The 13,970-nt window shown below is 63.1% G+C and carries 13 protein-coding genes and 1 pseudogene; 4 read left to right on the top strand and 10 right to left on the bottom strand.

Annotated features, from left to right (window positions below; translation table 11 throughout):
• Positions 1–49 precede the first annotated feature (49 nt).
• The 7 genes from P3T17_RS34745 to pilM all read right to left on the bottom strand — a co-directional run bounded on the left by P3T17_RS34745 (position 50) and on the right by pilM (position 7,288).
• The gene (locus P3T17_RS34745) at positions 50–1,192 is read right to left on the bottom strand and encodes a deoxyguanosinetriphosphate triphosphohydrolase (RefSeq protein ID WP_429411491.1); all 1,143 of its coding nucleotides are present in this window, start codon (positions 1,190–1,192) and stop codon (positions 50–52) included.
• A 126-nt stretch (positions 1,193–1,318) separates the two neighbouring features.
• Positions 1,319–2,395 (bottom strand): 3-dehydroquinate synthase, encoded by a 1,077-nt coding sequence (aroB, locus tag P3T17_RS34750; RefSeq protein WP_429411459.1) that lies wholly within the window; start codon positions 2,393–2,395, stop codon positions 1,319–1,321.
• A gap of 7 nt (positions 2,396–2,402) precedes the next feature.
• Entirely contained in the window at positions 2,403–2,954 is a 552-nt protein-coding gene (locus P3T17_RS34755; RefSeq protein ID WP_074262676.1) for a shikimate kinase, read from the bottom strand.
• Between the two features lie 95 nt (positions 2,955–3,049).
• Complete coding sequence (locus P3T17_RS34760) at positions 3,050–4,711, bottom strand: type IV pilus secretin PilQ (RefSeq protein ID WP_429411461.1); 1,662 nt, start codon at positions 4,709–4,711, stop codon at positions 3,050–3,052.
• Between the two features lie 8 nt (positions 4,712–4,719).
• Positions 4,720–5,628, bottom strand: coding sequence for a hypothetical protein (locus P3T17_RS34765; RefSeq protein WP_429411463.1), 909 nt, complete (start codon positions 5,626–5,628; stop codon positions 4,720–4,722).
• Complete coding sequence (locus tag P3T17_RS34770) at positions 5,625–6,302, bottom strand: fimbrial assembly protein (RefSeq protein ID WP_429411465.1); 678 nt, start codon at positions 6,300–6,302, stop codon at positions 5,625–5,627. Before P3T17_RS34770 ends, P3T17_RS34765 begins: the two co-directional genes overlap by 4 nt.
• 5 nt (positions 6,303–6,307) lie before the next feature.
• The gene (gene pilM / locus P3T17_RS34775; protein WP_429411467.1) at positions 6,308–7,288 is read right to left on the bottom strand and encodes a type IV pilus biogenesis protein PilM; all 981 of its coding nucleotides are present in this window, start codon (positions 7,286–7,288) and stop codon (positions 6,308–6,310) included.
• 256 nt (positions 7,289–7,544) lie between these two features.
• Here pilM and P3T17_RS34780 point away from each other — a divergent pair, with 256 nt between their 5' ends.
• Positions 7,545–9,968, top strand: coding sequence for a penicillin-binding protein 1A (locus P3T17_RS34780; RefSeq protein WP_429411469.1), 2,424 nt, complete (start codon positions 7,545–7,547; stop codon positions 9,966–9,968).
• Positions 9,969–10,064: 96 nt separating this feature from the next.
• On the opposite strand, the gene cyaY is transcribed toward P3T17_RS34780, so the two are convergent.
• Entirely contained in the window at positions 10,065–10,382 is a 318-nt protein-coding gene (gene cyaY, locus P3T17_RS34785; protein ID WP_074262682.1) for an iron donor protein CyaY, read from the bottom strand.
• Positions 10,383–10,444: 62 nt separating this feature from the next.
• Here cyaY and P3T17_RS34790 point away from each other — a divergent pair.
• The 3 genes and pseudogenes from P3T17_RS34790 to lysA all read left to right on the top strand — a co-directional run.
• Positions 10,445–10,603, top strand: a pseudogene (locus P3T17_RS34790) (lipoprotein); the annotation flags it as partial.
• A complete protein-coding gene (locus P3T17_RS34795; protein WP_429289390.1) occupies positions 10,604–10,822 on the top strand; it encodes a hypothetical protein in 219 nt (72 codons plus the stop codon).
• A gap of 9 nt (positions 10,823–10,831) precedes the next feature.
• Positions 10,832–12,094, top strand: a complete 1,263-nt coding sequence (gene lysA / locus P3T17_RS34800) for a diaminopimelate decarboxylase (RefSeq protein WP_429411471.1) — start codon at positions 10,832–10,834, stop codon at positions 12,092–12,094.
• A 110-nt stretch (positions 12,095–12,204) separates the two neighbouring features.
• Here the strand turns inward: lysA and msrQ are convergent, their stop codons facing one another.
• Positions 12,205–12,900 (bottom strand): protein-methionine-sulfoxide reductase heme-binding subunit MsrQ, encoded by a 696-nt coding sequence (msrQ, locus tag P3T17_RS34805; RefSeq protein ID WP_429411473.1) that lies wholly within the window; start codon positions 12,898–12,900, stop codon positions 12,205–12,207.
• Positions 12,901–12,912: 12 nt separating this feature from the next.
• Entirely contained in the window at positions 12,913–13,920 is a 1,008-nt protein-coding gene (msrP, locus tag P3T17_RS34810) for a protein-methionine-sulfoxide reductase catalytic subunit MsrP (protein ID WP_429411475.1), read from the bottom strand.
• Positions 13,921–13,970 lie beyond the last annotated feature (50 nt).

Genomic DNA, 13,970 nt, shown 5'->3' on the forward strand with positions numbered 1-13,970 from the left:
GCCGCGCCTCTCCTGATAGAGGGGCCGGCGAGTGCGACGCTCGAGCGCCCTAGTTATCCGCGATGACGAACAGCCGCTGATATTCCTTGAGCGCGTACCGGTCGGTCATGCCCGCGATGTAGTGGGCGACCAGGCGAGGCTGGATCGCCGAATCCGGCGATTGATAGGACGGCGGCAGCAGGCGCGGATCGTCGGTGAACGCGTCGAACAGACCGATCACTACGCGGCGCGCCTTGTTTGCCATGCGCATGACGCGATAGTGCCGATACAGGTTCTTGAACAGAAAGCGCTTGAGTACAGTCGCCTGCGCGGCCACGGTTTCACTATGCGCGACGAGCGGCGGAGCGGCACGCACGGCGTCAAGCGAAGCCGGAGCATGCCGGTTCAGGTTGCCGGTAGTGGTTTCTATCAGATCGACGATCAGCGTATTGATGATCCGCCGCACGGTTTCGTGGATCAGCCTGCGTCCCTCGATCTGCGGATAGTCCCGCAGCGCCGCCTCATAGTGCGTCTGCCACAACTCGACCTCGGCCAGTTGCCCGACGGTGATCAGCCCTGAACGCAAGCCATCGTCGACATCGTGGTTGTTGTACGCGATCTCATCCGCAACATTCGCAATCTGCGCCTCGATGGAAGGCTGCCGGCCTTCGAGGAAGCGCTCGCCTAAAGCGCCGAGACGCCGCGCATTTTCTCGTGAGCAGTGCTTGAGGATGCCCTCGCGCGTTTCAAAGCACAGATTGAGGCCGTTAAAGGCTCCGTAGTGCTCTTCGAGATCGTCGACCACGGCGAGGCTCTGCAGATTGTGCTCGAAGCCGCCATGCTCGCGCATGCACTCGTTGAGCGCGTCCTGGCCGGCGTGGCCGAACGGCGTGTGGCCGAGATCGTGAGCGAGGGAAATGGCTTCCACCAGATCTTCATTTACGCGCAGGTTGCGAGCCACCGAACGCGCGATCTGCGCCACTTCCAGACTATGCGTGAGACGGGTGCGAAACAGATCGCCCTCGTGGTTCACGAACACCTGCGTCTTGTATTCGAGGCGGCGGAACGCGGTTGAGTGCACGATACGATCGCGGTCGCGCTGAAACTCGGTCCGCGCGCTAGGCGGCGCTTCGGTGTAGCGGCGGCCGCGCGATTGCGACGCATGCGCCGCGTACGGCGCCAGATGCGCTTCCAGCGCAGCGAGGGGCGGCATAACAACGGCGTGTGCCGGGGCTGCGCCTACAGGCGCGGCGCCGGTTGATTCCGTCAAGGTTTCGCGATGCGTGTCACTCACCGGCTTCTCCGAATCGTGGACGATACCCGGGCCGCATCGCCACGTTCAGACGGCGGCCGCTAGCGTGGCACGCACGGCGGAATCGGGCGCGGGGCCGATCAGCGTCTCACCGAAACGCTTCAGCAGGATGAACTTGATCTCGCCTGCCTCGGCTTTCTTGTCGACCCGCATCAGGTCGACATAGCGCGATTCACCGAGTGCCGGCGCGCGGATGGGCAGATGCGCGGCGGTGATCACGTCGACCAGGCGCTTGCGCGCGGCTTCGTCGAGATGCCCAAGGCGCACCGACAGATCCGCTGCCATGACCATTCCACAGCCTACGGCCTCGCCATGTAGCCATTCGCCGTAGCCGAGTCCGGCTTCGATTGCATGGCCGAACGTGTGGCCAAAATTCAGGATCGCACGCAGACCGCCTTCGCGCTCGTCTTTCGCCACCACCGATGCCTTGATCTCGCACGAGCGCTTGACCGCTTCAGCCAGCGCCTGCGGCTCACAGCGGTTCAAGGCGCCGATATTCGCTTCGATCCAGTCGAAGAACGCCGCGTCCGCGATGGCGCCCGTCTTGATGACTTCGGCGATGCCTGCAGCCAGTTCGCGCGCCGGCAGCGTACGCAACGCACCGATGTCGGCGATCACCGCTTGCGGCTGATAGAACGCGCCGATCATGTTCTTGCCGAGCGGATGGTTGATCCCGGTCTTGCCGCCCACCGAGGAATCGACCTGCGACAGCAAGGTGGTCGGCACCTGGATGAAGGGCACGCCGCGCATATAGCAGGCGGCGGCAAAACCCGTCATGTCGCCGATCACCCCGCCGCCCAGCGCAATCAGCGTGGTCTTGCGGTCGGCCCGCGCGCCGAGCAGCGCGTCGAAGATCAGATTGAGCGTTTCCCAGTTCTTGTAGACCTCGCCGTCCGGAAGCACGACCGTGGACACCTGCTTGCCGAGCGGTGCCAGTGCCTGCCGCAGCGCGTCGCCGTAAAGCGGATCGACGGTGGTGTTGGTGACGATGGTGACGGACGAACCGGCGATATGCGGCGCAAACAGCGCCGTCTGGCCGATCAGGTCGGCGCCGATATGAATGGGATAGGCGCGGTCGCCCAATTCGACATTGACGGTAATCATGCTTGCATTATGACGCAGGAGGTTTGGCGATGCCGGCCATCTCGAGCTGCATCAGGACCATGTTAACGAGGCCGTTGACCGACGGCCGGCCGGTTTCGATGACAAAATGTGCGCACTCGCGATAAAGCGGGTCGCGCACCGCGAACAGTTCTTCCAGACGCGCTTTCGGGTCTTCGGTCTGCAGCAGCGGCCGATTCTTGTCGCGCCGCGTGCGCAGCCAAAGATCGTGCGGATTGGCGCGCAAATAGACGACAAGGCCGTTATTTTGCAGCGCCTGACGGTTTTCCGGCCGCAAGATGGCTCCGCCGCCGGTGGCCAGCACGATATCCCGCTGACTGGTGAAGTCGCTGATGACCTGCGCTTCGCGGTCGCGAAAACCCGCTTCGCCTTCGAGTTCGAAGATGACGGGAATGCGCGCGCCCGTGCGCGCCACGATCTCGTGGTCGGAATCGAAGAACGGACGATCCAGCCGGCGCGCCACAGCGCGGCCCACGGTGGTCTTGCCTGCCCCCATGAGCCCTACAAAAAATACATTGGCGTGTGCGTCCCGCGCTTGCAACGGTGTCCTCTGGCTAATCCGGTATGGTTCGTGCCGCAGCTTACTGGCAAAGCGACTGCCTTGTCGAGCCTGCGGGCCGCGGTTGCGGCAGGCACTCAATTCGTCTGCACAACGCGCGGCGTGATGAAAACGACCAGCTCGCTGCGCTGGTCACGGTGTGCCCGATGACGAAATAAAGCGCCCAAAAGGGGTATTTTGCCCAGGAGTGGCACGCGCGTCACATCATCCCGGTCATCCGTGGCATAGATGCCGCCAATCGACACCGTGCCGCCGTCTTCCACCTCGACTCGCGTGCGCACGTGTTTGGTGTTGATGGCAGGCCCCGCGGCGGTCTGCTCGCCGACGCCGTCCTTGGCGATATCGAGGTCCAGCACGACCCGCCCGTCCGGCGTGATCTGCGGCTCGACCTCCAGTTTCAGGCTCGCGCGGCGAAACTGCACGCCGGAGACACCTTGGCCAACCTTGGCCTGATAAGGCAGTTCGGTGCCCTGCTCGACGATCGCCTTCATGCGGTCGGCGGTCACGACCCGCGGGCTGGACACCGTTTCCCCCTGTCCTTCGGCTTCCAGCGCGCTCAACTGGACCTTGAGGAGCCGCGTGGCCTGTGCAGCAAATAACGTGAGGCCCACGGTGGCGGCGTCAAAACCGGACAGCGGACCTGCCGACAGATCGTAGACCGTACCGCCGCCGTCCGTGCCCCCGCTGAGCCCACGCGCCGCGCCACCGTCAGCAGCCGCTGCCGCCGCAAGTGAAAGTTTGACGCCCAGGTTGCGCGAAAAGCCCTGATCCCCTTCGACAATCCGCGCTTCGATCAGCACCTGACGTGACGGCCGGTCGATCGACGCCAGCAGTTCGGCAATCTGCGCGAGACGTGCCTCCAGATCGGTCACGAACAGCAGGTTGGTGCGCGCATCCGCCATCGCCGCGCCACGCTTTGACAACACCCTCTGGGTGCCCGAGCCGGTCAACAGGCGCCGCACGTCTTCGGCATGGGCGTAATGCAGTTCGAACGTACGGCTGGCGAGCGGCTCCAGATCGGCCAGCCGCGCGTGCGCCTCGAAGCGTTGCCGCTCGCGCGCCGCGAGATCGGCAAGTGGCGCGACCCAGATCACGTTGCCGTGACGCTCCATTGCCAGACCATTGACATCGAGCAAGGTGTCGAACGCAGTGCGCCACGGCACCTTGTCGAGCCGCAACGACACCGTGCCTCGAACCCGGTCGCTGGCGACGATGTTCAGGCCGGTGAACTGCGCGAATGCATTCAGTACCGCGCCCAGTTCGGCACGCTGGAAGTTCAGCGAGATCGGCTTATCGGGCGACAAACCGTCGTACGCCGCCGCGGTCGACGAGTCGCCGAGGCGCTGCGTCGGGGCAAGCGGCACGGGTGGACCTTCGAGCGCGTGAGCCGATGTTTCCGCGCGCGGCGCCGCACTGCGTGAGGCTGGGAGTGGTTTGCCCTCGAGTTGCGCGTCGTCGAGCGGTGCACCGTCGCGCGGTGGACCGTCGACCTCGTCCCCGGCAGCGCTTTCCCGATCAAGTACGCCAACCGGTCGGTCAGCCATTGGCTCCTCGTCCGCCGCATCCTGGCGCAGGAACGGATTCGGCACGTCAACCGCCAGATTGCGCGGCAACGGCGGTGTGTCGTACGGTTCAACCGTGTCGTCCGACGGCATCATTGGCGGCAACGGTGGCAACGATGCGTGCGCCGCACCGACACACAGGAAGGCGCTGCCGAGCGCCAGCCTGACTCTCTTCATCCCCGTCCTCATGAAGCCTCCGCCAGTGCCAGCGTGCGCGTGCCGAGGCGATTCGTCAGCGTGATGCTGAGCGCGTCCATGCCTGTGACCCGGTCGCCACCGACGAACTGACCCTGCCCGACGGTCGCAGCGCCGTCCGTTGTTTCGAGCAGCGCGAGACCGCGCGTCCGGTCGCGCAGCAGACCGGCAAGGCGCAGCAGGCCCGCTTGCGCCAGGTCCCCATCCAGTTGCGGCGGGGACGAGAACGGATCGTCGAAGACCACGTCCTCGTCGTCCGCCTCCAGGTCGTCATCGACCAGAATCGCGGGACTAGCGGACGCGGGGCTCAACGCATTGAACACATGCAGCGTGGCGCTGACGAGCAATGCCCCAGCACTGCGTTTCACGGTGAGATCCTCGGGCACCACCAGCACCGGCAGATCCGACAGACCGCGCAGGAACATCATCAAATGCAGGAAATCCGTCTGGGCGGTGAGTTGCATGGGTCGCACCGCGTCGAGGCCCGCGCCGTTTCCTGCGGCCGGCGCCAACGTAAGCAACGTGACGCCACAGCGGGCTGCGAGCAGCGAGATCAGGCGCACGTCGTCCGCAGGCGTGGACGGCTCCGGCGATTTTCCGAGCGAGGCAAGCGCGGCGCTTCGGTGTTGCTCAGGCAACTGGGCAACCGACCGTTTTGCCTGGGCGACACGCTGTTGTGCTTCGGACAGGGCCGTACGGCTTGCCTGAACACCAGCCAGATCGGCCGCCATCCACGCATTTGCGCCGGCACCAAACACCGTCGCCGCGATGAGAGCTCCCACCACATGGCGTCGACGCGCGCTCCACGCTTCAAGCGGCAAACGGATCTGATTCATCCAGTTCGTGGCTTGCGTAGTCTGATTCAAAACGCCGGTGCGATCTGCAAACAACGTACTCATCGCGCACCTCGCTTCTGATCGACCTCATGCGATCCCCCGTTCGCGGGTGCTGCCGGATGCCCCGCGCTTTTAGCGGGCTCATCCCATCGCAACCGCGCGGCAAACTCGACCGCGCTGCTGTTACCTGCCGCAGCATCGTGTCCGGTGCGCGGCAAAGGATGCAGGTCGGTGACCTCGGAACTCTTCACGCCACGCACGCTGCCCAACTCTTCGAGCCAGACAGTGGACGCCAAAGGGTCCTTCGATATCGCAAGCAACTCCGTCTCGTGCATACGTTGTCGAAGCTGCTGCAGCACGACGTCATCTGCGGACAAATGGCTTAACGTATCGAGCAGATCAAGTAGACGTACTAATGGTCCGGATAGCGCGACCGCACGCGCAGCCCGTTTGCTCCGCTCGTCGGCGTCGCGCTGGAGCCGTGCGTGCTCGGCAAGCGGCACCGCAAGGCCGATCAGCTCGTTCTCGCTGGAAGCACGTTGTGCTTCCAGCCGTGCGCGTTCGAACGTCTGCCAGCCACCCGCCGCCAGCACGGCCGCACAGCCGACGAGCGCCGCGCCCAACCATTCGAGCAGACAGCGTCGCCGCGCGCAGCGCGCCTCGCGTTGCCGGTAAGGCAGCAGATTGAAGCCGCCGATCCACACCGGATGTCCGGCTGGCCCTATGCGCGAGTTCATCCACATCATTCCATCACTCCGCGCAATGCGAGGCCGAATGCCACCGCATAGTTCGACTCGTGCAATAACTTCGCAGGCAACGGGCCCGTGCAGTCGCCCAACGCAATGCATTCGAACGGCACCACCGTGCAGCCCAGTACGTCGGCGAGATCTGCTTCGGAAAAACCCACGCCATCGAGTAGTTCCACGTCGCCGCCCAGGAACACGTAGCCGAGGGCAACGCCGCCCGCAAGATCGCGCAACGCGTCGGCCAGATCGGAGTGCTCGGGCGACGGATAATGCATCTCGCCGACGACCGCGTCGTCGACAATGCGCCACCCGTACACACCCTCTGCGCCGATCCAGATCGCCGCGTAAGGTTCGTGTTGCTCCAGTTCCATAGCGGCTGCGTGCACCAGTGCGCGCAAAGCCGCGTGCGGTTCGCCGTCGATCGCCGTCAGCGTGACACCCGCCGCTGCGGCACACTCGATGCGCGTCTCCAGATGCTGGCGGGCGGCGGTCGCAATCGTCACCGCACTGGCGCCATGCGGCGAGCGTTCAATGAACCAGTCGACCGCGAGCGCATGACGCTCGATTCCCGCAATACGCTCCGCTTCGCTCCAGACGACTAACTCCAGCACCGCGAGCGAAGGTCCGTCCGCTGCTTCGACGTCGCCAGCATGGCTCAGTCGCGCGAGCGGCAAACTCGACATCAGCGTTGCCGAGGCCGGCAATGCCATCGCACAGCGCAGCGTGCGCGACGCACAGGCACGCGGCAACTCCGCGAACACATCGCGCAGTGCACGCGTCACGGCGCCCCGGTCCACGATCTCGACACCAGCCATCGCACCGGCAGGAAGCGGCACGGCCGCTAGATATTCGACACGCAGCGGACCGTCCACAGGCAAACGCTGACTCAACACCACCAGCCTCACCGCCTGCGGACTCACATCGATCCCAGCAGCAAAACGCTGCACCTTCACCTGAAACGAACTTTTAAATGTCATCCCGCCTCCCTTTAGACACATGCCAGATACGTGGCACACGCGTCGAAACATTCGAACGCGAGTACCGGAGGCAATTGTGCGCAGCGGCGGCGATGCGCGATATTCAGCCGAATGGCTAACGTGAGGTTCACGGCTCCCTGGGCGACCTCAAAGCGTCTACAGTAAGGTCATCCCCTGCGCGGCATGTCCAATGTAAGCATGTCGAAAGCTGACGAGCCAGGCGGCTATAATCGCGGGACTGTTTTTTGGTATTCATATGCAATCGTCTTCACCTACATCCCCGCCGCCCTCGCCACCTGCTCGACAGAAGCGCAAACGTCCGCTGTGGCTGAAGCTCGTCCTGGGGCTGGTAGGTCTGATATTCGCCGGCATCGCATGCGCTGGACTCGTGACCGGTTATGCGCTGGTGGTTGCTACGCCGAACCTGCCTTCAATCGACGCGCTTACCGACTATCGTCCGAAGGTTCCGCTGCGCATCTACACGGCAGACCATGTGCTGATCGGTGAATTTGGTGAAGAGCGGCGCGATATCGTGCACATTCAGGATGTCCCCGACAATCTCAAGAAGGCGGTGCTCGCCATTGAAGACGCACGCTTCTACGATCACGGCGGCGTCGACCTGACGGGGATTGCGCGGGCCGGCTACGTCGCGCTCACCAACGGCCACGCTACGCAAGGCGCCAGCACGATCACCATGCAGGTGGCCCGCAACTTCTTTCTCTCAAGCGAAAAAACCTACACGCGCAAGATCTACGAGATGTTGCTCGCGTACAAGATCGAGTCGAAGCTGACGAAAGATCAGATTCTCGAGGTGTACATGAATCAGATCTATCTCGGTCAGCACGCGTATGGCTTCGCCAGCGCAGCAAGGGTGTATTTCGGCAAGGACATGAAGGACCTCACGCTCGCCGAAGCGGCGATGCTCGCGGGTCTGCCCAAGGCCCCTTCGGCCTATAACCCGGTCGTCAATCCGAAGCGCGCCAGAATTCGTCAGGAGTACATCCTGCAGCGCATGCTGGAGTTGCGCTACATCACGCAGGAGCAGTACGACGAGGCGAGCAGGCAACCGCTCGCCGTCAAGAGCGCGGTCAAGGAATTCAGCGTGCACGCGGAATATGTGGCGGAGATGGTGCGTCAGATGATGTACGCCCAATACCATGAAGAGGCCTACACCCGCGGGCTGAATGTCGTGACCACGATCGACTCCGCCGACCAGGATGTCGCCTACCATGCGTTGCGCAAAGGTCTGATGGACTACGAACGACGTCATGGCTATCGCGGTCCCGAAGCGTTCATCGATCTGCCTACTGACGAGGACGAGCGCCAACAGGCCATCGACGACGCACTGCTCGAACATCTGGACGACGGCGAGTTCGTCGCGGCGGTGGTCACCTCCGCAAGTCCGAAGCAGGTCGAGGCGACGCTCGCCGACGGCAATGTCGCGACGCTGCAGGGCGATGGCCTGCGCTTCGCGTCGCTCGCACTCGGGCCGCGCGCGCAAGCGAATCAGCGTATCCGTCCCGGCGCCATCATCCGGATCGTCAAGGGTGATGACGGTAGCTGGTCGATCACGCAGTTGCCGCAGGTGGAAGGGGCTTTCGTGTCCGTGGTGCCGCAGGACGGCGCGATCCGCGCGCTGGTGGGCGGCTTCGACTTCAACAAGAACAAGTTCAACCACGTCACCCAGGCGTGGCGGCAACCGGGCTCGAGTTTCAAGCCGTTTATCTATTCGGCGTCGCTCGAAAAAGGTCTGGGGCCGGCCACGGTCATCAACGACGCGCCGCTGTTCTTTACCGCAGCGGAAACCGGCGGCCAGGCGTGGGAGCCCAAGAACTACGGCGGCGGCTTCGACGGTCCAATGACGATGCGCACGGCGCTGCAGAAATCGAAGAACCTCGTGTCGATCCGCATCCTCAACCAGATCGGCCCCAAATACGCGCAGCAGTACATCACGCGTTTCGGCTTCGATGCGGACCGTCATCCTGCCTATCTGCCTATGGCGCTCGGTGCCGGGCTCGTCACGCCACTGCAGATGGCCGGAGGTTTTTCGGTGTTCGCCAATGGCGGCTATCGGATCAACCCGTATCTGATCGCGGAAGTGACTGACCAGCGTGGCTCCATCGTTGCGCAAGCCAGGCCGCTCGTCGCAGGGCAGAGCGCGCCGCACGCAATCGACGTGCGCAATGCTTATGTGATGAACGGCCTGCTGCAAAGCGTCGCTCAACGCGGCACCGGGGCAAAGAGCAATGTCCTCAAACGCACCGATCTCGCCGGCAAAACCGGGACGACCAACGACTCGCGCGATGCGTGGTTCGCCGGGTATCAGCACACGCTTACCGCGATCGCATGGATCGGCTACGACAATCCGCGCAGCCTCGGCGACAAGGAGACGGGCGGCGGCCTCGCGTTACCGGTCTGGATCGAGTACATGGCCAAGGCACTGAAGGGCGTGCCGGAATACAGGATGCCGATGCCTGGCGGCATCGTCATGCTAGGCGACGAGCCGTATTTCGACAACTTCACGCCAGGCAATGGTTTCGTGGCGACCGTCGGCGTGAGCCAGGCCGATCTGGACGCGAATTCGAGCGATGCGGTGTCCGGCGCGGCGGAGGCAGCGACCCCGCAACAGGTGGGTGATGAGGAAAAGCAGAACATCATGAACCTGTTCCGCGGACACTAACCCGGAGTTGCAGCCGGGTTCGCCGGCGTACGCTTGATGCTCAGTACTCCGCGCGGCGTCGACGCTTAAAGCAAGACGCCCGCCAAAGCACCTCGCTTACGCTTCGAACCGAACCGGCTCGCCGGCCTGTTGTGTCGCGTAGTCAGACAGCGCGGCGAAAAATTCAGTGCCGTTGCGGGTGTCGCGCCATGCGCCGTCGGCATAACGGAAATGAAAACCGCCCGACTTCGCGGCGATCCAGATTTCTTGCATCGGCGGCTGCAGGTTCACGATGATCTTCGTGCCATTCTCGAATTCGAGCGTCAAAACGTTGCCGCTGCGCTCGAATTCGATATCGGCTTCGGTATCGTCGAGTGTGCGTTCAATGGCTGCAAGCGCGGCCTCGGCACGGGTCAGGTATTCGCTATCGGACATGCTAAACTCCAACGATAATTTTTTCAGGGACAGTCATGCGAGTCGTTTCCCGGATGCGCTCAATGGTGCCCGGTGTAAGGCAGCCCCGCGCTGCGGCGCCCGGCGTAAGTCAGCCAGGCACAACGGCGCGCGGCGCGACGACGGCCGGCGCGATTGTAGCCGCTTTGGTCATTGTCGCAGGTTGCGCTCTTGGCGGCTGCGGACAACGCGGACCGCTTTACTTGCCGACCGTGCCACCGCTACCCGCCAAACCCGTTGACGAAACCCAGGTGCCGTCCACTGACGCAGTGAAACCCGATTCGCAGGCAGCCTCCGGTACCGTACCCGACACAACGGGCACACCGCTCACGCTGTCGCCGGAAACCGAACTGCGCACCGTACCCGATTCGGCTGCGTCGGCACCGCAACTGCCTGCCTCCGATAGCACTCCCGTTCAATAAGACTTTCGCATGACTCGATCCGCATTTGCCTACGTCGACGGTGTATTGCACACCGAAGGCATTTCCGCCGTTTCCCTTGCCGAGCAGTTCGGCACGCCGCTGTACGTCTATTCGCGCGCGGCGTTGACCGACGCATGGCAGGCCTACGCCGGCGCATGTGCGGGCCGCCGCGCCACCGTGCACGTCGCCGTCAAGGCAAATAGCAATCTCGCCGTGTTGAACGTGTTTGCAAGACTTGGCGCGAGCTTCGATATCGTCTCGGGCGGCGAACTCGCACGCGTGCTTGCCGCCGGTGGCAAAGCGGAAAACGTGGTGTTTTCGGGCGTCGGCAAGAGCGCTGACGAAATGCGCGAAGCGCTGAAGGCGGGTGTCAAATGCTTCAACGTCGAGTCGATTCCGGAGCTCGACCGCCTGAATGCAGTTGCCGCTTCAGTGGGAAAGACAGCGCCCGTCTCGCTGCGCGTGAATCCCGACGTCGACGCAAAAACGCATCCGTATATTTCCACCGGACTGAAGTCGAACAAGTTCGGTGTGGCGTTCGACGAGGCGCGCGCCACCTATCGCGCGGCTGCAGCGATGACGCACCTCGAGGTGGTGGGGATCGACTGCCATATCGGCTCGCAGATTACTGAGATCGCGCCGTATCTGGACGCAGTGGACAAGTTGCTGGAGCTGGTCGGACAGATCGAAGCGGACGGTTTATCGATCCGTCACATCGACGTGGGCGGCGGTCTTGGCATCACCTACGACGACGAAACGCCGCCGGATATCGGCGAGTTCGTGCGTACGGTACTCGATCACATCGAAGCACGCGGTCATGGGCATCGTGAAGTGTATTTCGAGCCGGGGCGCTCGCTGGTCGGCAATGCCGGTGTGCTGCTCACGCGTGTCGAGTTTCTGAAGCCCGGTGCGGAAAAGAACTTTGCCATCGTCGACGCCGCGATGAACGATCTCGCGCGCCCGGCAATGTACGAGGCGTACCACGGCATCGAACCGGTGGTGAAGCGCGACTCCCCGGCGCATGTGTATGACGTGGTCGGCCCAGTTTGCGAAAGCGGCGACTGGCTGGGCCGCGAGCGCCTGCTCGCAATCGAGCCGGGCGATCTGCTCGCCTTGCGTTCGGCCGGTGCATACGGTTTCGTGATGAGCTCGAACTACAACACGCGTCCGCGGGCGGCCGAAGTCATGGTCGACGGCGAGAAAGCGTATGTGGTCCGCGCGCGCGAAGAGGTCAAGCAGCTGTTTTCCGGCGAAACCGTCCTGCCGGATTAGACGCGAAGGCAGACGCTCCACAAGCTGAAAGCAAGAAGGCGATGCCACTGCGGCATCGCCTTTTTTATTGAACGCTGGCTGAGACTACGAGCGCCGTCAGCGAAACATCGTCACCTCTTCCCAGCCGACGTCGCCCCACGCGAGCGCAACCACACAAGCAGCCGCCAGCCCAGTAACGCAACCATTACCGCGCCGTAAATCTTCGGCAGCAGCAAATCGTGCTTGCCGGATTTCATCCACCAGAAATGCAGGATCGCGAGTACCCCGATCGCATAGATCGCGCGGTGCAACGTCTGCCAGCGGCGGCCAAGCTTTCTCACCATCGCGCGCGGCGAGGTCACAGCCAGCGCGAGGAGCAGAAGAAACGCCGCGAAGCCGACCATGATGAAGGGCCGCTTGCCGATATCCTTCAGGATCGCCGCCACATCGAACCATTTGTCGAACCACACATAGGTCGTGAAATGCAGCGTGGCGTAGAAGAACGTGTACAGACCCAGCATGCGCCGGAAACGCAGCACTGCAGCCACTCCCGTCAAGCGGCGCAGCGGCGTCACGGCGAGCGTGATGCACAGGAACACCAGCGTCCACAGACCGGTTGACCGGGTGATGAACTCGATCGGGTTGGCCCCGAGCCGGTCGGTCAAGCCGAAGAACACGATTCGCGCGAGCGGATACCACGCCGCGACGAATACAGCGATCTTCGCCGGCACCACCCAGCGGCCGCCCGCTGCGGCGGAGCGCTTTGCAGCGGGTGGCTGCCGACGCGAAGCGGGTTCAGACACGGTTGGTGTTTCAGAGGAGGCCATCGCAATTCCCGCCTAGAAGTTCTTCTTCAGGTCCATGCCCTGATACAGCGATGCGACCTGATCGCCGTAGCCGTTGAACATCAGCGTCTTTCTCTTCGGCGTGAAGAACCCATCTTCGCCAATCCGCCGCTCGGTGGCCTGGCTCCAGCGCGGATGATCGACATTCGGATTCACGTTCGAGTAGAAGCCGTATTCGTTCGGCGCGTAGGTATTCCAGCTCGTGGCCGGCTGCTTGTCGACGAAGCGGATCTTCACGAGCGACTTGCCGCTCTTGAAGCCGTATTTCCACGGCACGATGATCCGCAGCGGCGCACCGTTCTGATTGGGCAGCACTTCGCCGTACAGACCCACCGTCAGCAAGGTCAGCGGGTTCATCGCTTCGTCCATCCGCAAGCCTTCCGAGTACGGCCAGTCCAGAATTGGCGTGGACAGGCCGGGCATTTGCGACGGATCAGCAAGCGTGATGAACTGCACGTATTTGGCATTGCCGTTCGGCTGGGCTCGCTTGATGAGTTCCGCAAGCGGAAATCCGATCCACGGCATCACCATCGACCAGCCCTCCACGCAACGATGCCGGTATACCCGCTCCTCGAGCGGCGCCATCTTCAGGAGATCGTCAATGTCAAACACCTTGGCATTCTTCACTTCGCCTTCAACGCTCACCCGCCACGGATGCGGGCGCAATGTGCCGGCATTCTGCGCGGGGTCGCTCTTGTCGGTTCCGAACTCGTAGAAGTTGTTGTAGGTGGTAATGTCCTTGTAAGGCGTGACCTTATCCGTTGCGACAAATCTCGGATTGGTCTTCGCCGCCAGCTTAGGTCCTTTCGCATCCGGCGACGAGTACACGGCGAGCGCCTCGCCGCTCACGCCGAGCAAACTGCCCATCGCCGCCGCACCGGCCGCCCGCAGGACGCGTCGACGGTTCTCGCGCTGGCTCTCGTACACGCGTTTCGGCGTGATTTCACTCGGAGCAATATCGTCGCCCTGCAGTGCAATCCTGTCGCTTCGCTTTATCCACATGGTGCTGCTCCTGCTGGCCCGGCGGGCTATGTTGATTGATGATCGTTCGA

The organism is Paraburkholderia sp. GAS82, assembly GCF_050436285.1.
Taxonomy (GTDB): domain Bacteria; phylum Pseudomonadota; class Gammaproteobacteria; order Burkholderiales; family Burkholderiaceae; genus Paraburkholderia; species Paraburkholderia phenazinium_B.